20 protein-coding genes and 5 tRNA genes are annotated in these 22,523 nt (G+C 61.7%); 10 read left to right on the plus strand and 15 right to left on the minus strand.

Going from position 1 to position 22,523, the window contains the following annotated elements; all coding sequences use genetic code 11:
* Window positions 1-2 precede the first annotated feature (2 nt).
* Both ACK3SD_RS04730 and ACK3SD_RS04735 read right to left on the minus strand, forming a co-directional pair.
* Window positions 3-1,967: a MacB family efflux pump subunit gene (locus ACK3SD_RS04730; protein WP_481126941.1), complete on the minus strand. Its 1,965-nt coding sequence runs from the start codon at window positions 1,965-1,967 to the stop codon at window positions 3-5.
* Window positions 1,967-3,160 (minus strand): efflux RND transporter periplasmic adaptor subunit, encoded by a 1,194-nt coding sequence (locus ACK3SD_RS04735; RefSeq protein ID WP_481126942.1) that lies wholly within the window; start codon window positions 3,158-3,160, stop codon window positions 1,967-1,969. Before ACK3SD_RS04735 ends, ACK3SD_RS04730 begins: the two co-directional genes overlap by 1 nt.
* 172 nt (window positions 3,161-3,332) lie before the next feature.
* On the opposite strand from ACK3SD_RS04735, the gene ACK3SD_RS04740 reads away from it, so the two are divergent.
* On the plus strand, window positions 3,333-4,016 hold the full coding sequence (locus ACK3SD_RS04740) for a response regulator transcription factor (RefSeq protein ID WP_137762497.1): 684 nt from the start codon (window positions 3,333-3,335) through the stop codon (window positions 4,014-4,016).
* A complete protein-coding gene (locus tag ACK3SD_RS04745; protein ID WP_481126943.1) occupies window positions 3,997-5,349 on the plus strand; it encodes a sensor histidine kinase in 1,353 nt (450 codons plus the stop codon). Before ACK3SD_RS04740 ends, ACK3SD_RS04745 begins: the two co-directional genes overlap by 20 nt.
* A 54-nt stretch (window positions 5,350-5,403) precedes the next feature.
* Here the strand turns inward: ACK3SD_RS04745 and crr are convergent, their stop codons facing one another.
* The 5 genes from crr to cysZ form a co-directional block, all read right to left on the minus strand.
* Window positions 5,404-5,913, minus strand: a complete 510-nt coding sequence (gene crr / locus ACK3SD_RS04750; protein WP_137762499.1) for a PTS glucose transporter subunit IIA — start codon at window positions 5,911-5,913, stop codon at window positions 5,404-5,406.
* A 46-nt stretch (window positions 5,914-5,959) separates the two neighbouring features.
* On the minus strand, window positions 5,960-7,687 hold the full coding sequence (gene ptsI, locus ACK3SD_RS04755) for a phosphoenolpyruvate-protein phosphotransferase PtsI (RefSeq protein ID WP_137762500.1): 1,728 nt from the start codon (window positions 7,685-7,687) through the stop codon (window positions 5,960-5,962).
* 48 nt (window positions 7,688-7,735) lie between these two features.
* Window positions 7,736-7,993, minus strand: coding sequence for a phosphocarrier protein Hpr (gene ptsH / locus ACK3SD_RS04760; RefSeq protein WP_137762501.1), 258 nt, complete (start codon window positions 7,991-7,993; stop codon window positions 7,736-7,738).
* 419 nt (window positions 7,994-8,412) lie between these two features.
* Window positions 8,413-9,363 (minus strand): cysteine synthase A, encoded by a 951-nt coding sequence (gene cysK, locus ACK3SD_RS04765; protein WP_137762502.1) that lies wholly within the window; start codon window positions 9,361-9,363, stop codon window positions 8,413-8,415.
* A gap of 165 nt (window positions 9,364-9,528) precedes the next feature.
* The gene (gene cysZ / locus ACK3SD_RS04770; protein ID WP_481126944.1) at window positions 9,529-10,296 is read right to left on the minus strand and encodes a sulfate transporter CysZ; all 768 of its coding nucleotides are present in this window, start codon (window positions 10,294-10,296) and stop codon (window positions 9,529-9,531) included.
* Window positions 10,297-10,533: 237 nt separating this feature from the next.
* Here cysZ and zipA point away from each other — a divergent pair, with 237 nt between their 5' ends.
* From zipA to ACK3SD_RS04785, 3 genes are all read left to right on the plus strand, one after another.
* The gene (gene zipA / locus ACK3SD_RS04775) at window positions 10,534-11,571 is read left to right on the plus strand and encodes a cell division protein ZipA (protein WP_481126945.1); all 1,038 of its coding nucleotides are present in this window, start codon (window positions 10,534-10,536) and stop codon (window positions 11,569-11,571) included.
* Between the two features lie 71 nt (window positions 11,572-11,642).
* On the plus strand, window positions 11,643-13,670 hold the full coding sequence (gene ligA, locus ACK3SD_RS04780) for an NAD-dependent DNA ligase LigA (RefSeq protein WP_481126946.1): 2,028 nt from the start codon (window positions 11,643-11,645) through the stop codon (window positions 13,668-13,670).
* On the plus strand, window positions 13,670-13,885 hold the full coding sequence (locus ACK3SD_RS04785; protein ID WP_481127494.1) for a DUF3820 family protein: 216 nt from the start codon (window positions 13,670-13,672) through the stop codon (window positions 13,883-13,885). The genes ligA and ACK3SD_RS04785 overlap by 1 nt, the downstream gene beginning before the upstream one ends.
* Before the next feature lie 38 nt (window positions 13,886-13,923).
* On the opposite strand, the gene ACK3SD_RS04790 is transcribed toward ACK3SD_RS04785, so the two are convergent.
* Complete coding sequence (locus ACK3SD_RS04790) at window positions 13,924-14,910, minus strand: bile acid:sodium symporter family protein (protein WP_481126947.1); 987 nt, start codon at window positions 14,908-14,910, stop codon at window positions 13,924-13,926.
* A gap of 91 nt (window positions 14,911-15,001) precedes the next feature.
* Between ACK3SD_RS04790 and ACK3SD_RS04795 the strand changes: the two genes are divergently transcribed.
* A complete protein-coding gene (locus ACK3SD_RS04795) occupies window positions 15,002-15,931 on the plus strand; it encodes a LysR family transcriptional regulator (protein ID WP_481126948.1) in 930 nt (309 codons plus the stop codon).
* Between the two features lie 3 nt (window positions 15,932-15,934).
* Here the strand turns inward: ACK3SD_RS04795 and ACK3SD_RS04800 are convergent, their stop codons facing one another.
* Window positions 15,935-16,285: a FlxA-like family protein gene (locus ACK3SD_RS04800; protein ID WP_137762508.1), complete on the minus strand. Its 351-nt coding sequence runs from the start codon at window positions 16,283-16,285 to the stop codon at window positions 15,935-15,937.
* Window positions 16,286-16,544: 259 nt separating this feature from the next.
* Here ACK3SD_RS04800 and eat point away from each other — a divergent pair, with 259 nt between their 5' ends.
* From eat to eutC, 3 genes are read left to right on the plus strand one after another with little or no spacing between them, the layout of a single operon-like run.
* Window positions 16,545-17,972, plus strand: a complete 1,428-nt coding sequence (eat, locus tag ACK3SD_RS04805; protein WP_481126949.1) for an ethanolamine permease — start codon at window positions 16,545-16,547, stop codon at window positions 17,970-17,972.
* 13 nt (window positions 17,973-17,985) lie between these two features.
* Window positions 17,986-19,374: an ethanolamine ammonia-lyase subunit EutB gene (locus ACK3SD_RS04810; RefSeq protein ID WP_137762510.1), complete on the plus strand. Its 1,389-nt coding sequence runs from the start codon at window positions 17,986-17,988 to the stop codon at window positions 19,372-19,374.
* Complete coding sequence (eutC, locus tag ACK3SD_RS04815) at window positions 19,371-20,153, plus strand: ethanolamine ammonia-lyase subunit EutC (protein ID WP_481126950.1); 783 nt, start codon at window positions 19,371-19,373, stop codon at window positions 20,151-20,153. The genes ACK3SD_RS04810 and eutC overlap by 4 nt, the downstream gene beginning before the upstream one ends.
* Window positions 20,154-20,317: 164 nt before the next feature.
* Here the strand turns inward: eutC and ACK3SD_RS04820 are convergent.
* The 6 genes from ACK3SD_RS04820 to ACK3SD_RS04845 all read right to left on the minus strand — a co-directional run bounded on the left by ACK3SD_RS04820 (window position 20,318) and on the right by ACK3SD_RS04845 (window position 21,091).
* Window positions 20,318-20,393, minus strand: a tRNA-Val gene (locus ACK3SD_RS04820).
* A 40-nt stretch (window positions 20,394-20,433) separates the two neighbouring features.
* Window positions 20,434-20,509 (minus strand) — tRNA-Lys (locus tag ACK3SD_RS04825).
* Window positions 20,510-20,516: 7 nt separating this feature from the next.
* Window positions 20,517-20,592, minus strand: a tRNA-Val gene (locus ACK3SD_RS04830).
* 27 nt (window positions 20,593-20,619) lie between these two features.
* Window positions 20,620-20,695 (minus strand) — tRNA-Val (locus ACK3SD_RS04835).
* A gap of 45 nt (window positions 20,696-20,740) precedes the next feature.
* Window positions 20,741-20,816, minus strand: a tRNA-Val gene (locus ACK3SD_RS04840).
* Window positions 20,817-20,902: 86 nt separating this feature from the next.
* Window positions 20,903-21,091 (minus strand): hypothetical protein, encoded by a 189-nt coding sequence (locus ACK3SD_RS04845; protein ID WP_137762512.1) that lies wholly within the window; start codon window positions 21,089-21,091, stop codon window positions 20,903-20,905.
* Here ACK3SD_RS04845 and gltX point away from each other — a divergent pair.
* Window positions 21,090-22,505: a glutamate--tRNA ligase gene (gltX, locus tag ACK3SD_RS04850; protein WP_481126951.1), complete on the plus strand. Its 1,416-nt coding sequence runs from the start codon at window positions 21,090-21,092 to the stop codon at window positions 22,503-22,505. The two genes, ACK3SD_RS04845 and gltX, sit on opposite strands and share 2 nt — an antisense overlap.
* The last annotated feature ends 18 nt before the right edge of the window (window positions 22,506-22,523 follow it).

Genomic DNA, 22,523 nt, shown 5'->3' on the forward strand with positions numbered 1-22,523 from the left:
GGCTACTCGCGCTCCAGCGCGTGGATCGGATCCATGTGCGCCGCCCGGCGCGCCGGGAAGAAGCCGAACAGGATGCCAATCAGGCTGGAGCAGGCAAAGGCCGCGACAATCGAGGCTGGCGAGTAGATCATGCTAAACGGGCTGTTGAACTGGGCAAACAGCAGCCCAATCCCCAGTGACAGCAGCACGCCCAGCGTGCCGCCAATCAAACAGACCAGCACCGCCTCAATCAGGAACTGTTGCAGGATGTCGCTGGCGCGCGCGCCCACCGCCATCCGCACGCCAATCTCCCGCGTCCGCTCCGTGACCGACACCAGCATGATGTTCATTACCCCAATGCCGCCGACAATCAGCGAGATCAGCGCAATCATCGACACCAGCAGCGCCAGGGTGGTGGTGGCGCTCTCGATGGTCTGGCGGATGCTGTCGGTGTTCATCACGAAGAAATCCTTGGTGCCGTGGCGCTGCAACAGCAGGCCGTTCAGCGCCTGCTCCGCCGCCGCCAGATCGACGCTGTCATTGACGCGCACCGTGATGCTACTGAGGTAGGTCTTGCCGAGCATCCGCGCCATCGCGGTGCTGTAGGGCAGCCAGACATTCAGGCTCTCGCTGGTGCCAAAGCCGCCCTGTTTCGGCGCGGCCACGCCAATTACCCGCACCGGCAGGCTGCCGAGCAGAATCACCTGACCAATCGGGTTCTCGCCCTGCACAAACAGCTTGTTGCGGGTATTGGTATCAATCACCGCCTCCTGCGCCAGCTGGCTGACGCTCTGCCGACCAAAGGCCATGCCCTCCGCCAGCGTATAGCCGCGCACCACAAAGAACTCCTCGCCGACGCCGCTGACCGTGCCGGTCACCGACTGGCTGCCAAAGCGCAGCGTGGTGCTGGTGGTGACGCTGGGACTGACGCTGTGCACGTAGGCCTGTCGGCGCAGGGCATCGGCATCGTCGGGGCGCAGCGTCTGGATGGCGGCGGATCGCATGTCGCCGAAGTCCTTGCCGGGGAACACCTCCAGCGTACTGGTGCCCATCGCGCTGATGTCCGCCAGAATCTTCTGTTGCGATCCCTTGCCGAGCGCCACCACCGACACCACCGAGGCGATGCCGATGATGATGCCGAGCATGGTAAGGAAGGTGCGTAGCCGCTGGGAGGACATCGCCAGCAGCGCCATCTTGAACGCCTCGGCGAAGCGCCCGCGCTGGGCGCGCCAGCGTGAAGGCTCAGTGGCCGCCGCACTATCCCGGTCTGTCGGGCGCGCCGCGGGCAGGGCGGGGGCGTGGGCGCGGTCAGCGATGATCTCGCCATCCCGGATCTCGATGATCCGCTCGGCGTGCTCGGCGATCTGCATGTCATGGGTGACGATCACCACCGTATGGCCGCGGGCGTGCAGATCTTTCAGGATCGCCAGCACCTCCTGGCCACTGTGGGTGTCCAGCGCGCCGGTCGGCTCATCCGCCAGAATCACCTCGCCGCCGTTGATCAGCGCCCGCGCGATGCTGACGCGCTGCTGCTGGCCACCGGAGAGCTGGCTGGGCCGGTAGCTGAGCCGCTCCGCCAGCCCCAGCCGCGTCAACAGTTCACTGGCGCGCTGGCGGCGCAGGTCACGCCGCGCGCCAGCGTAGATGGCTGGCACCTCGACATTGCCGAGCGCCGTCAAATCGCTGAGCAGGTGGTAGCGCTGGAAGATAAAGCCGAAGTGCTCGCGGCGCAGTTCGGCCAGCTGGTCGCGATCTAAATCACGCGTCAGCCGGCCCGCGACTCGGTACTCACCGGCGCTCGGCTGGTCGAGGCAGCCGAGCAGGTTCATCAGCGTCGATTTGCCCGAGCCAGAGGCACCGACAATCGCCACCATCTCCCCGGCGTGGATAGTGAGATCGATGCCCCGCAACACGGTAATGTGCTGCTCCCCGGCCATAAAGTCGCGGCGGATGCCGCTCAGATGCAGCAGCGGCGCGGCGTCAGCCATCACGACCTCCCCGGCGCACTGCTGTTCAGCAGGTTGAGCACCACTTTCTCACCCGCTTGCAGGCCGTCGGTAATCTGCGCCTCCACGTTGTTGTTCAGCCCCACGGTCACTGGGCGGTCATGCGCCTCGCCTTGCGCGTCCACCACTTGCACCAGCGTGCGGTTGCCGTCGCGGCGCAGCGCGGTGGCCGGTACTACCAGCGCATCCTTGATGCTTGAGAGCACAATGTAGACCTGCGCGGTCATGGAGATGCGCAGCACACCCTGCGGGTTAGCGACGTCAAACAGGCCGTTGTAGTAAACGGCAGTGCTGGTGGAGGCGCTGGCGGCACTGCCGCCGCCAAAGCTGTTGCTGGTGTCGTCATTGATGGAGTCGGGCGCAGGCTCAATGGCGCGCAGCGTGGCGCGGTAGCGCTGCTCAGGCTGGCCGAGGATGGTGAAGTAGACCGGCATCCCGGTGCGCACATTGACCACGTCCGCCTCGGAGATTTGCGCCTTGATGGTCATGGTGTCGAGATCCGCCACCTTGATGATGGTCGGCGTGCTCTGCACGGCGTTCACCGTCTGCCCGGCCTCAACCGGGATGGCGACCACGGTGCCAGCCATCGGCGCGCGGATCTTGGTGTAGCCCAGATTGACCTGCGCGGTGTTCTCCGCAATCTGTGCCTGTACAATCTGCGCCTCCAGCGCCTTCAGTTCCGCGTCGGTGCGCTCCAGCTCGGCTTTCGCGCTGTCATAGTCCGCCCGCACGCCGACGCCCCGCGCCAGAATGTCCCGCTGGCGGGTGAAGGTCAGGCGATCATTCTCTAACTGCGCCTGTTTGGCGCGCTGCTGCGCCTGCACGTTTTTAAGCGCCGCCTGGGCGTCACGCAGGCTGTTCTGCTGCGTCAGGTCGTCAATCTCCGCCACCAGCTGGCCGGGCATCACTTTGTCACCGAGCGCCACATGCAGCGCCTTGATCTGGCCGGAGACCTGCGCGCCGACGCTGACCAGCTTCTGCGCCTCAATCGCGCCATCCGCTAGCACCGTGTGCTCCAGATCCTGCCGCACCGCCGTGGCGGTCAGGTAGGTGGGCGGAGCCGGGCGGTGCAGCACGGCGTAGCCTGCCAACGCTATAATCAACAGGGCCGGCAGTACCAGCCAGCGCCGGCGGCGTGAAGAGCGGGATCTCTCCTTGGGGGGTGACGCAATCATCCACGGTGTCCTTTCTTATCTGCTCCAGGAAGAGGAGCGCACCCATAATTTACTCTGGCCCGCCGTTGAGCGCGATACAAGGGTGGGATAATGTGTAAAAAAACAGTAAAAGCTGCTGCGTGGCCTGGTTAACGGGGTAAAAATGAGCAATCCAAGTGTAAAAGGTCAAAAAATGAAAATTCTGTTAGTTGATGACGATCTCGAACTGGGCACCATGCTAAGCGAGTACCTGATTGCCGAAGGGTTTGACGCCTCGCTGGTGCTGACCGGCAAGGCGGGCGTGGAGGGCGCGCTCTCCGGCGAGTTTACGGCGATGATCCTCGACATCATGCTGCCAGACATGAGCGGCATCGACGTGCTGCGGCAGGTGCGCAAAAACAGCCGCTTGCCGATCATCATGCTGACCGCCAAGGGCGACAACATCGACCGGGTGATTGGTTTGGAGATGGGCGCTGACGACTACATGCCGAAACCCTGCTACCCGCGTGAACTGGTGGCGCGCCTGCGGGCGGTGCTGCGCCGCTTCGAGGAGCAGCCGGAGGCCTCCTCCGACTCCGCGCCGGTCAGCTATGGCTTCCTGATGCTCAACCCCTCCACCCGCACCAGCGAGTGGCGTGGGCAGGTGTTCGACCTGACCGCCTCTGAGTTCAACCTGCTGGAGCTGCTGCTGCGCTCGCCGGAGCGCGTGGTCTCCAAGGATGAGCTCTCCGAGAAGGGGCTGGGCCGCCCGCGTGAGGCCTATGACCGCAGCGTGGACGTGCACATCAGCAATATTCGCCAGAAACTGTCAGCCCTGCCGGGCGGCGAGACCCTCACCATCGAAACGGTACGCAGCATTGGCTATCGCATCAAATAACAATGTGCGCGGCCGGCTGTTCTGGAAGATCCTGCTGGGGTTCTGGTTCACCTTTATCCTGATGACCCAGATCCTCTGGGTGGTCTTCTCCTTCTACGGCACCCACCATGAGCCGCCAGAGAACAGTCTGGCGCGGCGCTTCGTCAAGTTGCAGATGACCTCCGCCATCACCACGCTGGAGCGCGGCGGCCTGCCAGCGCTGGAGTCGCTGGTGGCCGCCTGGCCAGACAACGACAAACAGTACCTCTCGGTGAGCCGGGCGATGATGCCAGCCAGCGGTGCGCCGCTGGAGGCGCTGGAGCCGGGGCAGCCGCGCGGGCAGGAGCCAGCGCAGATTGTGGAGTTCGCCCAGGGGCCGGACGGGCAGGGCTACCGCCTGCGCTATGACATGCGCGGCCTGATGACGCAGTACCACCGTAACCGCCCGGATGACATCCTGCATATGCCGTCGCCGCTGTTCTGGGTCGGCGCGCTTGGCGGCCTGCTGTTCAGCGCGCTGCTGGCCTGGAACCTCACCCGGCCAATGCAGCAGATCCGTGGCGCCTTTGATCAGGTGGCGCAGGGTGATTTGGCGGTGCGGCTCTTTCCCACCATGCGCAAGCGGCACGATGAGATGTCGATTGTAGCGCGCGATTTCGACGCGATGGTGGAGCGGTTGCAGGTGCTGGTCAAGGCGCGTGAGGAGCTGCTGCATGACGTTTCGCACGAGCTGCGCTCGCCGCTGGCGCGCCTGCAACTGGCCATCGGGCTGGCGCGGCAGAACCCGCTCAACGTTGAGAATTCGCTCCAGCGCATTGAGCATGAGGCCGGGCGGCTCGACAAGATGATTGGCGAGCTGCTGGCGCTGTCACGGGCGGAGAACAGCACCCTGCCCGACGAGGAGTATTTCGACCTGCTGGGGCTGGTGGACGCGGTGGTCAACGACGCGCGCTATGAGGCGCAGATCCCCGGCGTGCACATCGCGCTGGAGGCGGCGGATGGCGACTACACCGTCAAGGGCAATGCGGAGCTGATTCGCCGCGCCATCGACAACGTGGTGCGCAATGCGCTGCGCTTCTCGGCGCAGGGGCAGACGGTCACGGTGTCGCTCAACGGCAAAGAGGCGTTCTACCAGATTGAGGTGGCGGATCAGGGGCCGGGGGTGGAGGAGGGCAAACTCTCGAGCATCTTTGACCCATTCGTGCGCGTGAAGTCGCCGCTCTCCGGCAAGGGTTATGGGCTGGGGCTGGCGATCACCCGCAAGGTGATCATGGCGCACCACGGGCAGGTGGAGGCGCGTAACGTCGAACCGCATGGCCTGTGCATTAGCCTGCGCATCCCACAGTGGAAATGAGCCAAAACAAAACGGCGCCCGAGGGCGCCGTTTTTTATGCTTCCGCAGAAGAGATTATTTACGGATGCGGATTACCGGGGTCTCGCCCACGGTCACGCTGCCGGAGAGCTTAATCAGCTCCTTGATCTCATCCATGTTGGAGATGACCACCGGCGTCAGCGTGGATTTGGCTTTCTCTTCCAGCAGCGGCAGGTTGAACTCAATGACGACGTCGCCCTTCTTAACGCGCTGGCCCTCTTCAGCGATGCGTTTGAAGCCTTCGCCTTTCAGTTCCACGGTATCGATGCCGAAGTGGACAAACAGCTCAATGCCACTGTCGGATTCGATAGAGAAAGCATGGTTGGTTTCAAAGATCTTGCCGATGGTGCCGTCAACCGGGGCAACCATCTTGTTGCCGGCAGGTTTGATGGCGATGCCATCACCCACGATCTTCTCGGCAAACACCACATCTGGCACATCTTCAATGTTGACGATTTCACCAGAGAGCGGCGCTACGATCTCAATCGTGCCTGACTCTTTCTTATCATCAGAAACCAGCGATTTCAGTTTATCGAACAAACCCATGATCTTCTCCTAAGCATTAATTTGGGCGGCGTTCCACGCAGCAAAATCAGCAGAGTGTTTTCTCTTCGATGAACTTGTTCACCAAATTCATCAACTCTTGCGCCGTCGGTTGAGCCAGTGCCTCGTCGGCCAACGCCTTCACATCTTCGAAGTTCGTATTACGAATGATTTTCTTGATGCGTGGGATTGAAATTGCACTCATGCTGAACTCATCTAATCCCATGCCCAATAACAGCAGTGTAGCACGTTCGTCGCCTGCAAGCTCGCCGCACATGCCGGTCCATTTGCCTTCCGCGTGGGAAGCGTCAATCACCTGCTTAATCAGGCTTAAAACAGCCGGGGACATTGGGTTATATAGATGAGAAATCAGTTCATTGCCACGATCAACTGCCAGAGTATACTGGGTTAAATCGTTTGTCCCAATACTAAAGAAGTCAACTTCCTTGGCCATATGGTGCGCAATGGCCGCTGCCGCCGGGGTTTCCACCATCACGCCCACTTCGATGGTCTCATCGAAAGATTTGCCTTCATCGCGCAGTTGCGCCTTCAGCATCTCCAGCTCCTGCTTCAGCTCCCGCACCTCTTCAATCGAGATGATCATCGGGAACATAATGCGCAGTTTGCCAAAGGAGGAGGCACGCAGGATGGCGCGCAGCTGGGCGTGCAGGATCTCTTTGCGATCCATGCAGATACGGATGGCGCGCCAGCCGAGGAACGGGTTCTCCTCTTTCGGCAGGTTCATGTACGGCAGGTCTTTGTCACCGCCGATGTCCATGGTGCGCACGATCACCGCCTGGGAGCCGACGGCCTCAGCCACCGCTTTATAGGCCTGGAACTGCTCCTCTTCGGTCGGTAGCGCGTCACGGTCCATGAACAGGAATTCAGTACGGTAGAGGCCCACGCCCTCCGCGCCGTTGCGCTCTGCACCGGCGACATCGCGCACGGTACCGATGTTGGCGCACACTTCCACCTGATGGCCATCCAGCGTGATGGCCGGCAGGTCTTTCAACTTCGCCAAATCGTTCTTTTCGGTCAGGTACTGGTTCTGTACCGCCTTCAGCTCATCAATCACATCGGCAGTCGGGTTGACGTAGATGTGGTTGTTGACGGCGTCCAGAATCAGGTAGTCGCCGTTGGTGACCTGCTTGGTGACGTCGCTGGTGCCCACGATCGCTGGCAGCTCCAGGGAGCGCGCCATGATGGATGTGTGGGAGGTGCGGCCGCCCAGGTCAGTGATGAAACCGAGCACCTTGTTCAGGTTGAGCTGCGCAGTCTCAGAAGGGGTCAGGTCGGTCGCCACCAGAATCACTTCATCCTGAATGGAGCCGAGGTCAACAATGTGCATGCCGAGGATGTTGCGCAGCAGGCGCTTGCCAATGTCGCGTACGTCAGCGGCGCGCTCTTTCAGGTACTCATCATCCAGATCTTCCAGCGCGTTGGCCTGGGTCTCAATGACGGCGTAGGCGGCGGCATCTGCGGTGGCATGCTCATCTTTGATGAGGGCTATGATTTCCTGCTCAAGCTCTTCGTCTTCCAGCAGCATGATGTGGCCTTCGAAGATCGCTTCTTTCTCTTCCCCGAAGGTCTCGCCAGCTTTGGTCTTGATGATTTCCAGCTGCGCGGAGGCTTTCGCCCGGCCAGCCAGGAAACGCTCGACTTCACTCTCAACTTGCTCTGCAGAGATTTTTTTCCGGTCGATGATAATTTCATCTTCTTTCAGCAGAAGAGCCTTACCGAAAGCGATACCCGGTGATACTAAAATGCCTGAAATCATAACCCTACCTTACTCTTGACTGGTGTTAACTAATAAAGACGGGCCTTCTTATTCAAGCTCAGCCATCAGTTTTACCAAATGCTCGACGGCTTGTTGCTCGTCTTCGCCTTCAGCAGAGATAGTCACGACAGTCCCTTGGGTCAGACCGAGGGTTTGCAGTTTGAACAGGCTCTTGGCGCTGGCGCTTTTGCCGTTGGAAGTCACGGTGATCTCAGAGGCGAAACCCTTCGCTTCTTTCACAAATTGTGCAGCAGGGCGAGTGTGCAGACCATTCGGAGCGGTAATTGTAACTTCTTGCTGGAACATTATATTTCCCCAACTTATTGGATTAATGTTGTGGAGCTAAAGTTTAGCGCAGTTGCCCAACTTTAGCCTGTTTGGTCGCGCCTGACGGGCAGGAGCAAACGTAGATACACCAGGAAGCATCAACGCCGCACAAGTACAGCCTCCGGTGCGGGACGCTTTCAATCTGCACCCCATTATGCCGTGTTTTGCCGGGATGTAACAAACCAGTAAAACGATTCAGCGGCAATCTGGCGCGGAGCAAGATTAATTTTGTGCATCGAAATAATTGCTCGCTTAAATACTAGACCTGCCGGTTAAAAGCAATCTGTGACAGCTGCAAACTTTGATGCAGTCCACAAAAAAGCACCCATAAGGGTGCTTTTTTCATCGTATCGGCAGACAAATGCTTCGCAGGGCAGATGTTGCAAATGTTGCAAAGATTATTCCGCTGCCAGATCGGCAAACAGCGCGGTGCTGAGGTAGCGCTCGCCGGAGGAGGGCAGGATCACCACGATGGTTTTGTCAGCAAAGCCCGGCTCTTCTGCCAACTTCACTGCCGCCGTCACGGCCGCGCCAGAAGAGATGCCGGCCAAAATGCCTTCCTCTTCCATCAGGCGGCGCGCCATGCTCATGGATTCGTCATTGCTGATTTTGGCAACGCGGTCCAGCAACTCCAGATCAAGGTTACCGGGGATGAAGCCAGCGCCAATGCCCTGAATCTTGTGCGGGCCGGGTTTGACCTCTTCACCCGCCAGCGTCTGGCTGATGACCGGGGAGTCGGTTGGCTCAACCGCCACCAGCGTGATCTCCGGGTTCTTGCTCTTCAGGAAGCGGCCCGCGCCGGTGATGGTGCCGCCGGTGCCCACGCCCGCGATCAGCACGTCTACCTGGCCGTCGGTGTCTTCCCAGATCTCTGGACCGGTGGTCTTCTCATGGATCTCCGGGTTGGCCGGGTTGCTGAACTGCTGGAGGATCAGGTAACGGTCGGGGTCAGAGGCCTGGATCTCCTCGGCCTTGGCGATGGCGCCCTTCATGCCCTTCGCACCTTCGGTCAGCACCAGATTGGCACCTAGCGCTTTCAGCAGCTTACGGCGCTCCACGCTCATGGTCTCTGGCATGGTCAGCGTCAGCTTGTAGCCGCGCGCGGCCGCCACGTAGGCCAGCGCGATGCCGGTGTTGCCGCTGGTCGGCTCAACCAGTTCCTTGCCTTCAGTCAGGATGCCGCGCTTCTCGGCGTCCCAAATCATGTTGGCGCCGATGCGGCACTTGACGCTGAAGCTCGGGTTACGTGATTCGACCTTGGCGAGAATGCGGCCGTTGCCGATACGGTTCAGACGTACCAGCGGCGTGTGGCCGATTGTCAGTGAGTTGTCTTCATAGATCTTGCTCATAACCCGTCCTTTAACTGGTTGAAAATTTTGGGGAACGTCAAGAGCATACGCTATCGATTGGCGCAGGGAAGTAAAGAATTAGTATATCTATATGTTATTAGGAAATATGTTTTTAGCACAACAGGAAGGGCAGGGCGGGGGGCTGGCCCCCCGCCAAAAAACGGCTCAGCGCGGCGGCAGGGCGTGCTGTGCGCGGTAGCGGTCGACCCACATGGCGGTGGCGCCGCAGACTGCCACCGGCATGATGAACAGGTTCACCAGCGGAATCATGGTGAACAGGCTGACCAGCGCGCCGAACTGCAAATTGTGCAGCTTGTGGCGGCGCAGCGACTGGCGCATGGCAGCGAAACTCACCTTGTGGTTGTCAAACGGGTAGTCACAGTACTGGATGGCCAGCATCCAGGCGCTGAACACAAACCACAGCACCGGGGCCACGGTCTGGCCGATGCCGGGGATGAAGTAGAGCGCCAGCAGCACCAGCGCGCGCGGCAGGTAGTAGGCCAGCTTCAGCCACTCACGCTTCATGATGCGCGGCAGGTCTTTCAGGATGCCGATGAACCCGCTGTCCGGCAGCGGCTTGCCGGTCAGCCTGCCTTCCAACTGCTCCGCCAGCAGGCCGTTGAAGGGCGCGGCAATCCAGTTCACCAGCGTGCTGAACAGGTAGCTGAACACCAGCAGGATGGAGATCACCGCCAGCGGCCACAGCAGGTAGTTGAGCCACTGCAACCAGCTCGGCACATAGCCCATCAATTGCGGGATCCAGGCCTCCAGCCGGGTGAAGAGCCACCAGAAGGCGCCGCCCATCAGCAGGATGTTGAGCAGCATCGGCACGAGGATAAAACGCTTGAGGCCGGGCAGGGAGAGCAGGCGCCATCCCTCGGCGACATAGTGGAAACCGTTCGCCCCGGTGGGGGCGCGTCGTGGTTCAGGCATAAACAGCGGATCTCAGGGTGATCATTCGTGGCGGCTATCATATCGGGGGGATTTTCCGCTGGCTAGTCGCCAATCGCTGGAAAAAACAGCAAAAAAAGGTGCGCACTTCATGTTTATGCCGGGAAAATAGAGTCAATACTTGCACTTGTGTACGAGGGCAAATAGAGTTACTAGATGAATGTTTTCTGCGGCGTTCAAGGCCGTGGTGGCAATGTATAAAAGCAACTAGAGATAGCAATGATGCAGGATTTGCGTCTGATACTAATCGTTGTTGGCGCGATCGCCATAATAGCGCTGTTGCTGCATGGTTTATGGACCAGCCGCAAAGAGCGCTCCGCCCTGTTCCGCGATCGTCCAGCCAAGCGAACCAAGAAAGAGCGAACTAGCGCCCCGGCCGAGGATGTGGACGAAGGGGTCAGCGAGGTACGGGTGCGCGCCGCCCATGCCCATGATGAGCCGGAGCTGGGCCAGTTTGATGAGCCTGAAGCCGCGCCGGTACGCCGTGCGCCGCCCCAGCCTGCGCCCGCTGCCCGCCAGCCGGAGCCGGCACCCCAGCCTGCGCCGCGCCGCCAGCCTGCGCCTGTTGCTGCGGAAGGTGATGACCCGCTGCTGAATGGCTACTCCGCTGCCGAGCCGGCCACCGCGCCGACGCCGCGCCAGCGTGACGTGCCAGAGCGTGAGCCAGTGCACACCTTCGTGCCTGCCGACGAGGATGAGGATCTGCCGATGTTTGGCAGCGCCGATGAGCCAGAACCGGCTCCGTCCCGTCCGGCCGCGGCCCCGGTTGTCCCGACCGAGCCTGCGCAACCGGAACCGGTGGTGCCGCCGGTGCCGCCGCGCGAAAAATTGAAAGAGACCGTGCTGGTGCTGCATGTGGCCGCCCATCAGGGTGGCGTGATTAGCGGCGAGGTGCTGTTGCAGAGCGTGTTGCAGGCCGGCTTCCAATTTGGGCAGATGAATATTTTCCATCGTCACCTCAGCCCGGCCGGCAGCGGCCCAGTGCTGTTCAGCCTGGCCAACATGGTGAAACCCGGTTCCTTTGACCCGGACACCATGTCTGACTTCTCTACGCCCGGCATCACGATGTTCATGATGGTGCCGTGCTATGGCGACGCCAACCAGAACTTCAAACTGCTGCTGCAATCCGCCCAGCGCATTGCTGATGATGTCGGCGGCGTGGTGCTGGATGATGAGCGCCGCATGATGACGCCGCAGAAGCTGGAGACCTACAAGGCCCGCATCCGCGAAGTGCTGGAGGCGACCGCCGAGTCCTGATAGCCGGCACCTCTGCCCCTTCCTGACCAACCCCCGCCTGCCGGGGGTTTTTTATCTTCAAATGGTGAGCCATGGAATCGATCATTCAACAAATCAATCAACTGCGGGCCTCACTGCGCCACCACGAATACCAGTACCATGTCCTGGACGCCCCAGAGATCCCAGACGCCGAATATGACCGGCTGATGCGCGAGCTGCGCGAGCTGGAGACGGCGCACCCGGAGCTGATCACCGCTGACTCACCGACCCAGCGGGTCGGGGCTGCGCCGCTCACCGCCTTTGAGCAGGTGCGCCATGAGGTGCCGATGCTGTCGCTGGACAACGTCTTCGACGAGGAGAGTTATCTGGCGTTCAACAAGCGGGTGCAGGATCGCCTGAAGAGTGCCGATACCCTGACCTTCTGTTGCGAACTGAAGCTGGATGGGTTGGCGGTCAGCCTGCTGTATGAAGATGGCGAGCTGGTGCGCGCCGCCACCCGTGGCGACGGCACCACCGGCGAGAACATCACCGCCAACGTGCGTACCATCCGCGCCATCCCGCTGCGCCTAACTGGTGACAATATCCCGCGCCGGGTGGAGATACGCGGCGAAGTCTTCATGCCGCAGCGTGGCTTTGAGGCGTTGAATGAGGAGGCGCGCCGCACGGGCGGCAAGGTGTTCGCCAACCCGCGCAACGCCGCGGCTGGCTCCCTGCGCCAGCTGGATTCGCGCATCACCGCCAAGCGCCCGCTTACCTTCTTTTGCTACGGCGTTGGTGTGCTGGAGGGCGGCGAGCTGCCACGCAGCCACTGGCAACGGTTGATGCAGTTCCGCGAATGGGGCCTGCCGGTCAGTGAACGCATCCGCCTGTGCAACGGCAGCGAAGAGGTGCTGGCGTTCTACCACCAGATTGAGCAGGCGCGCACCGGCCTTGGTTTTGACATCGATGGCGTGGTGATCAAGGTGGACTCCCTCGATCTGCAAGAGGCGCTCGGCTTTGTCGCGCGTGCGCCGCGCTGGGCCATCGCCTTTAAATTCCCGGCGCAGGAGCAGGTGACCACTGTCCGCGACGTGGAGTTCCAGGTCGGCCGTACCGGGGCCATCACGCCGGTGGCGCGGCTGGAGCCGGTGCTGGTGGCGGGCGTGACCGTGAGCAACGCCACGCTGCACAACGCCGATGAGATTGAGCGCCTCGGCCTGCGCATCGGTGACACCGTGATTGTGCGCCGCGCCGGCGACGTCATCCCGCAGGTGGTGGGGGTGGTGTTGAGCGAGCGCCCGGAGCACGTGCGTGAGGTGACGTTCCCCACCGCCTGCCCGGTTTGCGGCTCTGACGTGGAGCGCGTGGAGGGCGAGGCGGTGGCGCGCTGCACTGGCGGCCTGTTCTGTGGCGCGCAGCGTAAGGAGTCGCTCAAGCACTTTGTCTCGCGCCGGGCGATGGACGTCGATGGCATGGGCGATAAAATCATCGACCAGCTGGTGGAGAAGGAGTACGTCAAGACGCCCGCCGATCTCTTCCGCCTGAGTGCCGGTGTGCTGACCGGGCTGGATCGCATGGGGCCGAAGTCGGCGCAGAATCTGGTCAATGCGCTGCAAAAGGCCAAAGAGACCACGCTGGCGCGCTTCCTCTATGCGCTGGGCATCCGTGAGGTGGGCGAGGCGACCGCCGCCAACCTGGCGGCGCACTTTGGCTCGGTGGAGGCGCTGCGTGCCGCCGATCTGGAGGCGCTCAAAAGCGTGCAGGATGTGGGCGACATCGTGGCGAAGCATGTGCGCAACTTCCTGGAGGAGGCGCATAACCAGCAGGTGATTGACGAGCTGCTCGATCCGGCCATCGGTATCCACTGGCCAGCGGTGCAGGTGATTGTGCCTGAGGAGATTGACAGCCCGTTCGCTGGCAAGACCGTGGTGCTGACCGGCTCGCTCAGCATCCTGTCGCGTGACGAGGCCAAGGATCGCCTAACGGCGCTGGGTGCCAAGGTGAGCGGCAGCGTGTCGAAGAAAACCGATCTGCTGATCGCGGGCGAGGCAGCTGGCTCGAAACTGGCCAAGGCGCAGGAGCTGGGGATTGAGGTGATTGATGAGGCGGAGATGGTGCGCCGGCTGGACGCCTCCGCATGATGGAGAAAGAGGATCTCATCGCCCTCGCCAACACCCCGATGCCGTTTGGCAAGTATCAGGGCCGAATGCTGGTTGACCTGCCGGAGGAGTACCTGCTGTGGTTCGCCCGCAAAGAGGCGTTCCCAGCCGGGAAACTCGGGCAGTTGCTGGCGCTGACGCTGGCGATCAAAACCGAGGGGCTGGAGGGGCTGGTCACGCCGTTGAAACGCGGCTGACCCTCCCCAAGGGGCGTGGCGCAGGCCACGCCCTTTTTTTATGCCTTGTCAGCCGCCGGGGTGAGGGCGGCGGCCTGCCGCTGCTGGTAGCGCTTTGCCAGCACCGCGCAGGTCATCAACTGCACCTGATGGAACAGCATCAGCGGCAGCACCATGACCCCAACGCTGGCGGCCGGGAACAGGATATTCGCCATCGGCACGCCATTCGCCAGACTCTTTTTCGAGCCGCAGAAGACAATGGTTATCTCATCCGGTCGGCTGAAGCCCAGCCGCCGCGCCACGAACATATTGAAGGCCAGAATCACCGTCAGCAGCCCGGCGCAGAACAGCAGGATGGCCAGCAGTGACCCAATCCCCACCTGATGCCAGATGCCGTGCGTCACCGCCTCGCTAAAGGCGGAGTAGACCACCAGCAGGATGGAGGCCTGATCGGTCTTGCCAATCACCTTTTTATGGCGGCTGATCCAGCCCGCCAGCCACGGACGCGACAGGTGGCCGAGCACGAAGGGCACCAGCAGTTGCAGCACGATGGAGCCAACCTGCGACAGCATATGCTGCTCGCCGCTATGGACGTTCATCAGCAGTCCCACCAGCATCGGCGAGACGAAGATGCCGAGCAAACTGGAGGCGGAGGCGCTGCACACTGCCGCCGCCACGTTGCCGCCCGCCAGCGAGGTGAAGGCAATCGCAGACTGCACGGTGGCGGGCAAAATGCAGAGGTAGATGAAGCCAGCGTAGATCTCCGGGCTGACCGGCAGCGGCGACCACCACCGCAACGCCATGCCCAGCAGCGGGAAGATGATGAAGGTGCTGCACATCACCAGCAGGTGCAGCCGCCAGTTATTGCTGCCTGCCAGAATCGCTTCACGCGAAAGCTTGGCACCGTGCATAAAGAACAGTAGGGCCACGGCGGCGGTGGTCAGGTGGCTGAAAAAGGGCACGAAGACCCCCTGTGCTGGCAGCAGCGAGGCGAGCACCACGGTGCCAATCAGGGTCAGGGTATAGGGATCAGGTAAAAAGCGCATAAGGGTTCCATCACGGGAGTGAATGGCTATTGTGACCGGTTGGGATACAATGAAAAAATTGATTTATTTAATCCATTGATGAATTTTCCCCATGAATTACTCCCTGCGCCAGTTACGTACCTTTGTCGCCATCGCCCGCCACGGCAGCTTTAGCCGCGCTGGCGAGGCAATCGGCCTGAGCCAGTCCGCGGTCAGCCACAGCATCAAGGAGCTGGAGGCGGAGGTAGGCATCCGGCTGCTGGATCGCACCACCCGCGAAGTGGTGCTGACCGACGCCGGGCAGCGGCTGGCGCCACGGGTGGAGCGCCTGCTGGAGGAGTTGCAGGCGGCGCTGCTGGACAGCCGCAGCTTTGGCACCCAGCACACCGGCACGGTGCGCGTCGCCTCCAGCCAGACCATCTCCGCCCACCTGATGCCGCAGTGCATCGCCGATGCCGCGGCGCGCTTCCCGGAGATTCGCCTGATGCTGCGCGACCAGCCGCAACAGCAGGTGCTGCACAGCGTGCGCAATGCTGAGGTCGATTTCGGTATCGTGATCGATCCGGTGACGGCCGCGGATCTGCACTGCGAGGTAATCATGCAGGAGCCATTCTTGCTGCTCTGCCGGGACGATCACTCCTTTGCCGGGCAGGCGCAGGCGAACTGGCGTGACCTGGAGGGGCAGGCGCTGGTGTTGCAGGATTACGCCTCCGGCAGCCGGATGCTGATTGATCGGGCGCTGGCGGAGCAGGGGGTGACGGCGGAGATTGTGCAGGAGATTGGGCATCCGGTGACGCTCTACCCAATGGTGGAGGCCGGCATTGGCATTGGCGTCTTGCCCGCGCTGGCACTGCCACTGCCCACTGGCAGCCGGCTGGCGGTGCGGGTGCTGCACCCGGTGGTCAACCGCAGCCTGATGCTGGTGCGGCGGAAAAATCGCTCCCTCTCCCCGGCGGCGGAAGCGATTTGGCAAGTGGTGCAGGCGCAGGCCGCCGCCCTGACCCAGCGCCGACAGCAGCAGCCGAACTGGCCGCAGGCCTAGGACTTAGACGTAGATGTCGATCTGGTTGGTGTCGCTTGGGCGGTTGACCCCTTCGGTGCGGGCGCTGTAGGCGCTGTCGCTGCTGGCGGTGTTGGCTGCCTGCTGCTTCTGCTGGGCGGCCTGCGCCTGCTGTGCCTCCAGCCGGGCAATCTGCGCCTGCAACTGCGCGATCTGCGCCTGCAACAGGTCTTTTTGCTTCTGCACCTCGTCAGAGCTTTCTGAGGAGTTGCTCAGGTCTTTCACCTGTTGGGTCAGTTTCTGCACCTGCTTGGTGAGCTGGGCAATCTGCTGGGCCGGATCGCTGCCGCCGCTGCTCTGGGTGGCGCTGGTGCCGGTTGCACTGATGGTGGTCATGGTCTCTCTCCAAATGTCAGCCCGGAAGGTGGGCAAACTGGGTATCGGCGAGGCCCTGTGGCGCTTTATCGGTCTTTCGAATTTTTTACACTTATCCGCCACGGTGCAACCCGCGCCCTGCCTGCCCCGCGCTGGGGCAGCGCCGCGCACCGGCATCGCCAATCGGAAAAAAGTGTTGCCGGGTCAACGCGCCCGCTGGCCCTCGCATCTGGTACAGCCTTTGCAGCACCCCAGGACACTATACCGAGGGGAGAGAGCCATGCACACCACATCCGCACCTGACGCCCGGCCCGCGCTGAAACGCACGCTGGGCAGCTTTCACCTGTGGGGGATCGCCGTTGGGCTGGTGATCTCCGGCGAATACTTTGGCTGGAGCTACGGCTGGGCGCAGGCCGGTACGCTGGGCTTTTTGGTCACTGCGCTGCTGGTCGCCACCATGTACTGCGCCTTTATCTTCAGCTTTACCGAGCTGACCACCTCCATCCCACACGCTGGCGGGCCGTTCGCCTACGCCTACCGCGCCTTTGGCCCGACCGGCGGCTTTATCGCTGGGTTTGCCACGCTGGTGGAGTTTGTCTTCGCCCCACCGGCGATTGCGATGGCGATTGGCGCCTACCTCAATGTGCAGTTCCCGGCCATCAACCCGAAGTGGGTGGCAGTGGGGGCGTACCTGATCTTCATGACGCTCAACCTCCTTGGCGTGTCGCTGGCCGCCACCTTTGAGCTGCTGGTGACGCTGCTGGCGATTTTTGAGCTGCTGGTATTTATGGGCGTGGTGGCACCGGGCTTTGATGCCGCCAACTTCATGCAGGGCGGCTGGGCGGGCAGTGACGTCTTCACCTCCGCCGCGCTGCCGGGCATGTTCGCCGCCATCCCGTTCGCCATCTGGTTTTTCCTGGCGATAGAGGGGGCGTCGATGGCGGCAGAGGAGGCGCGCGAGCCGCAGCGCACCATCCCGCGCGCCTTTATTGGCGGCATCCTGACCCTGACGCTGCTGGCGCTGGGCGTGATGCTGTTCGCGGGCGGGGTGGGGGAGTGGCGGCAGCTGGCCAACATCAATGATCCACTGCCGCAGGCGATGAAACGGGTGGTGGGCAGTGACAGCGGCTGGCTGCACATGCTGGTGTGGCTGGGGCTGTTTGGGCTGATTGCCTCGTTCCACGGCATCATCATGGGCTATTCGCGGCAGATTTTCGCCCTGGCGCGCGCCGGATACCTGCCAGCGCGGCTGTCGGCGGTCAATGGCCGTTTCCGCACGCCGCACTGGGCCATTCTGGCTGGCGGGGTGGTCGGCATCGCCGCCATCTTCTCCGATTCCTTGGTGACGTTGGGTGGCCTGCCGCTGACCGCCAATATCGTCACCATGTCGGTATTTGGCGCGATCGTGATGTATATCATCTCGATGGCGTCACTGTTCCGGCTGCGCCGTCGCGAGCCGTTGCTCATCCGGCCCTTCCGCGCGCCGCTCTACCCGCTATTACCGGCGTTGGCATTGGGGTTGGCAGTGGTCTGCCTCGCGGCCATGATCTATTATAACCCCTTGCTGGCGCTGATATTTGCCGCCATGATGCTGCTGGCGTATGCCTGGTACTGCATCACCCACCATTCACGCCGCGCCGCCGCCCGCGATCCGCATTTGCAGATTGCCGAACCACTGAAGGCCGCGGCGGTTAAACCTGGCAAATAAGAGACTGAGAACTATGTTTCAGGCCACCCTGAGTCACCGCAGCTATCGGTTCCGCGATCTCCGCGATCTGATGGCCAAAGCCTCGCCGGCGCGATCCGGCGACTATCTGGCCGGCGTGGCGGCCGAGAGCGCCGAGGAGCGCATGGCGGCGCGGATCGCCCTCGCGGATCTGCCGCTAACGGCCTTTTTGCAGCAGGCGCTGATCCCCTATGAGCAGGATGAGGTGACGCGCCTGATCATCGACAGCCATGACGCGTTGGCTTTCGCGCCGCTGTCACACCTGACGGTAGGCGGGTTCCGCGACTGGCTGCTCTCCGAGCGTTGCGACAGCGCCCAGTTGGCAGCCGTCGCCGCGGGCATTACGCCGGAGATGGCGGCGGCGGTCAGCAAGCTGATGCGCAATCAGGATTTGATACTGGTGGCGAAAAAGTGCCGGGTGGTGACCGCCTTTCGCAACACCATTGGCCTGCCGGGCCGCCTGAGCGTGCGGTTGCAGCCTAACCATCCCACCGACAGCCTGCCGGGCATCGCTGCCGCGCTGCTCGACGGCCTGCTGTATGGTGCGGGCGATGCGGTGATTGGTGTCAACCCGGCCAGCGATAGCCTGCCGCAACTGGCGCAGCTGCATGAGATGCTGGATGAGGTGATCCAGCGCTTCGCCATTCCCACCCAGTCCTGCGTGCTGACCCATGTCACCAATACGCTGCAACTGATGGAGCGTGGCGCGCCGGTCGATCTGGTGTTCCAGTCGATTGCTGGCACCGAGGCGGCGAACCGCGGCTTCGGCATTGACCTGGCGCTGCTGGCGGAGGCCCAACAGGCGGCGCTCAGCCTACAACGCGGCACCGTCGGCCAGAATGTGATGTACTTTGAGACCGGGCAGGGGAGTTGCCTCTCCGCCAACGCCCACGCTGGCATTGACCAGCAGACCTGCGAGGCGCGCGCCTATGCGGTGGCGCGCCACTTCTCGCCGCTGCTGGTCAATACGGTGGTGGGCTTTATCGGGCCGGAGTATTTATATGACGGCAAGCAGATTATCCGCGCCGGGCTGGAGGATCACTTCTGCGGTAAGCTGATGGGGCTGCCGCTGGGGTGCGACGTCTGCTACACCAACCACGCCGAGGCAGATCAGGATGACATGGACACCCTGCTGACGCTGTTGGGCACCGCCGGCCTGACCTTCCTGATTGGCGTACCGGGCGCGGATGACATTATGCTGAATTACCAGAGCACCTCCTTCCATGACGCCCTCTATGTGCGCGAACTGTTGGGGCTGAAACATGCGCCGGAGTTCGCCGCCTGGCTGGCGCAGATGGAGATCATTGATGAACAGGGACGGCTGCGCGACCCGCGCGCGGGCCACCCACTGCTGCAACACCTGCCACAGGGACGACTTGCATGAAAAAACCGCCACTCAATCCCGCCTGGCGCCGCCTGCAACAGTTTACCGCGGCGCGCATCGCCCTCGGGCGTACCGGGGCCAGCCTGCCGACGCAGGCGCTGCTGGAGTTCGGGCTGGCGCACGCTCAGGCGCGGGACGCGGTGCACCAGCCCTTTGACAGCGATACGCTGGCGCTGCAACTGGAGGCGGAACTGTTTAACACCCTGACGGTGCAGAGCGCGGCGGTGGATCGCCCCACCTACCTGCGCCGCCCGGATCTGGGCCGGCAACTCAATGCCGCCAGCCGCGAGCTGCTGCGCGAGCAGCGGCGCAAGGGGGCAGATCTGGCGCTGGTGATTGGCGATGGCCTCTCCTCCAAAGCGGTACACCGCCAGGCGCTGCCCCTGATCACCGCCCTCGATCCCTATTTGCGTGAACTGGGGCTGACGCTAGCACCGGTGGTGCTGGCCCATCAGGCGCGGGTGGCGCTAAGCGATGAGATTGGCGAATTGTTGCAGGCGAACATGGTGGTGATGCTGATTGGCGAACGGCCGGGCCTCTCCTCGCCAGACAGCCTGGGCGCGTATCTCACCTGGCAACCGCACCGTGAGCGGCTGATGTCTGAGCGCAACTGTGTCTCCAACATCCGGCCAGAGGGGCTGGACTACCCGCAGGCGGCTTTCAAGCTCGCCTGGCTGCTGGAGCAGGCGTTCCAGCGTCGGCTGACGGGTATTGCGCTGAAAGACGAGAGCGACAACCCGGCATTGCATGGTCGCATCACGCCACGCTTGGCAAAATAGCCACGGCAGGGCGAGGGTGGCCCTGTTTAACCGCAGGCAAAAGCGAACAAAAATAAAGCAGGCGTGGAAAGAGGGAAAAGCAAAACAGGAATAACGTAAAAGCAGGGAAAGAGTAGAGAAGTCGAGCGTTGGAATAACAGGAGATAATCAAGGGGAGTGAGAAATGGTGGGCGATGACGGGCTCGAACCGCCGACCCCCTCCGTGTAAAGGAGATGCTCTACCAACTGAGCTAATCGCCCATTTCTCAAATCTAAAACTCAACTGGCATGAACCAGGTGATGGTGGGTCGTGCAGGATTCGAACCTGCGACCAATTGATTAAAAGTCAACTGCTCTACCAACTGAGCTAACGACCCGCAGAAGTGGTGGGTGATGACGGGCTCGAACCGCCGACCCCCTCCGTGTAAAGGAGATGCTCTACCAACTGAGCTAATCACCCACTTCTGGTTTGCGTAAGGGTGAGAGATGGTGGGCGATGACGGGCTCGAACCGCCGACCCCCTCCGTGTAAAGGAGATGCTCTACCAACTGAGCTAATCGCCCATGTCTCACGTCTTACTGCTTTATCACAACAGGCCACCTGTTTAGTGGTGGGCGATGACGGGCTCGAACCGCCGACCCCCTCCGTGTAAAGGAGATGCTCTACCAACTGAGCTAATCGCCCCCGTCGTGATGGAGTCGCATTATAGGGATAGTTCGAAGTGAGTCAACGCTTTTTCCGGAGAAAATAATCGTTCGCCGCAAAAGTAATCAGGATGCGATATTTATCGCCAGCGCTGCCGGTTCTTTATGCATATCTTTGATGAATGAGCGAAAGGCGAGGGCGGCAATCGTTGAGGAAATGATGTGGAGTGGTAGAATGTTGCCCACTTTTTTCGTTCTTTCCGAGCAAGCAGTGGCCCATTCTGGCCCCATTGCGTAATAAGGCAGTGTTTCCATGAAAATCAAAACCCGTTTTGCCCCCAGCCCGACCGGCTACCTGCATGTCGGTGGCGCCCGTACCGCGCTCTACTCCTGGCTGTTCGCCCGCCATAATCAGGGCGAGTTTGTGCTGCGCATTGAAGACACCGACCTGGAACGCTCCACCCAGCAGGCGATTGACGCCATTATGGACGGGATGAACTGGCTGAACCTGGCGTGGGACGAAGGCCCCTACTACCAGACCAAGCGTTTTGACCGCTACAACCAGGTCATCGACCAGATGCTGGAGAATGGCACCGCCTATAAATGCTACTGCTCGAAGGAGCGTCTGGAAGCGCTGCGTGAAACCCAGATGGCGAATGGCGAGAAGCCGCGCTATGACGGCCGCTGCCGCGACAGCCACGAGCACCATGCGGCCGATGAGCCGTGCGTGGTGCGCTTCCGCAACCCGCAAGAGGGATCGGTGATCTTTGATGATCAGATCCGCGGGCCGATCGAATTTAGCAACCAAGAGCTGGACGATCTGATCATTCGCCGTACCGATGGTTCACCCACCTATAACTTCTGTGTGGTAGTGGATGACTGGGATATGGAGATCACCCACGTGATCCGTGGTGAAGACCATATCAACAACACCCCGCGCCAGATCAACATCCTGAAAGCGCTGGGCGCGCCAGTGCCGGTCTATGCCCACGTCTCCATGATCCTCGGCGACGACGGCAAAAAGCTCTCCAAGCGCCACGGCGCGGTGGGCGTGATGCAGTATCGCGACGACGGCTACCTGCCGGAAGCGCTGCTCAACTATCTGGTGCGCCTTGGCTGGTCGCATGGCGATCAGGAGATCTTCTCCATTGAGGAGATGACCAACCTGTTCACCCTGGAAGCGATCAACAAATCCGCCAGCGCCTTCAACACCGAGAAGTTGCAGTGGCTGAATCACCACTACATCAACACCATGGCGCCGGAGTATGTGGCCACCCATCTGCAGTGGCACATTGAGCAGCTGGGCCTCGACACCCGCAACGGGCCGCAGCTGGCGGAGATCGTCACGCTGCTGGGCGAGCGTTGCAAAACGCTGAAAGAGATGGCGGAAGCCAGCCGCTACTTCTATGAAGACTTCAGCGAGTTTGATGCTGACGCGGCGAAGAAACACCTGCGCCCGGTGGCTCGCCAGCCGCTGGAGGCAGTGAAAGCGCAACTGGCTGCCATCACTGACTGGACGCCGGAGAACGTTCACCACGCCATTCAGGGCACGGCAGATACGCTGGGCGTGGGCATGGGCAAGGTCGGGATGCCGCTGCGCGTGGCGGTCACCGGTGCCGGCCAGTCGCCGGGCATGGACGTGACCGTACACGCCATCGGCCAGCGCCGCACGCTGGCGCGCATTGATCAGGCCCTGGCCTACATCGCAGAGCGCGAAGCTCAGCAGTAAGGTTTTCGGGCAATAAAA

The organism is Chimaeribacter sp. YP20170169, assembly GCF_056739715.1.

What these genes read in the sequence shown, in the direction of transcription:
- ligA (WP_481126946.1), top strand. Translation starts at nt 11,643, where the DNA reads ATGGAATCGATCATTCAACAAATCAATCAACTGCGGGCCTCACTGCGC.
- ACK3SD_RS04740 (WP_137762497.1), top strand. Translation starts at nt 3,333, where the DNA reads ATGAAAATTCTGTTAGTTGATGACGATCTCGAACTGGGCACCATGCTA.
- ACK3SD_RS04795 (WP_481126948.1), top strand. Translation starts at nt 15,002, where the DNA reads ATGAATTACTCCCTGCGCCAGTTACGTACCTTTGTCGCCATCGCCCGC.
- ACK3SD_RS04735 (WP_481126942.1), bottom strand. Translation starts at nt 3,160, where the DNA reads ATGATTGCGTCACCCCCCAAGGAGAGATCCCGCTCTTCACGCCGCCGG.
- eutC (WP_481126950.1), top strand. Translation starts at nt 19,371, where the DNA reads ATGAAAAAACCGCCACTCAATCCCGCCTGGCGCCGCCTGCAACAGTTT.
- ptsI (WP_137762500.1), bottom strand. Translation starts at nt 7,687, where the DNA reads ATGATTTCAGGCATTTTAGTATCACCGGGTATCGCTTTCGGTAAGGCT.
- ACK3SD_RS04730 (WP_481126941.1), bottom strand. Translation starts at nt 1,967, where the DNA reads ATGGCTGACGCCGCGCCGCTGCTGCATCTGAGCGGCATCCGCCGCGAC.
- crr (WP_137762499.1), bottom strand. Translation starts at nt 5,913, where the DNA reads ATGGGTTTGTTCGATAAACTGAAATCGCTGGTTTCTGATGATAAGAAA.
- zipA (WP_481126945.1), top strand. Translation starts at nt 10,534, where the DNA reads ATGATGCAGGATTTGCGTCTGATACTAATCGTTGTTGGCGCGATCGCC.
- ACK3SD_RS04810 (WP_137762510.1), top strand. Translation starts at nt 17,986, where the DNA reads ATGTTTCAGGCCACCCTGAGTCACCGCAGCTATCGGTTCCGCGATCTC.
- eat (WP_481126949.1), top strand. Translation starts at nt 16,545, where the DNA reads ATGCACACCACATCCGCACCTGACGCCCGGCCCGCGCTGAAACGCACG.
- gltX (WP_481126951.1), top strand. Translation starts at nt 21,090, where the DNA reads ATGAAAATCAAAACCCGTTTTGCCCCCAGCCCGACCGGCTACCTGCAT.
- cysZ (WP_481126944.1), bottom strand. Translation starts at nt 10,296, where the DNA reads ATGCCTGAACCACGACGCGCCCCCACCGGGGCGAACGGTTTCCACTAT.
- ACK3SD_RS04800 (WP_137762508.1), bottom strand. Translation starts at nt 16,285, where the DNA reads ATGACCACCATCAGTGCAACCGGCACCAGCGCCACCCAGAGCAGCGGC.
- ptsH (WP_137762501.1), bottom strand. Translation starts at nt 7,993, where the DNA reads ATGTTCCAGCAAGAAGTTACAATTACCGCTCCGAATGGTCTGCACACT.
- cysK (WP_137762502.1), bottom strand. Translation starts at nt 9,363, where the DNA reads ATGAGCAAGATCTATGAAGACAACTCACTGACAATCGGCCACACGCCG.
- ACK3SD_RS04785 (WP_481127494.1), top strand. Translation starts at nt 13,670, where the DNA reads ATGGAGAAAGAGGATCTCATCGCCCTCGCCAACACCCCGATGCCGTTT.
- ACK3SD_RS04790 (WP_481126947.1), bottom strand. Translation starts at nt 14,910, where the DNA reads ATGCGCTTTTTACCTGATCCCTATACCCTGACCCTGATTGGCACCGTG.
- ACK3SD_RS04845 (WP_137762512.1), bottom strand. Translation starts at nt 21,091, where the DNA reads ATGGAAACACTGCCTTATTACGCAATGGGGCCAGAATGGGCCACTGCT.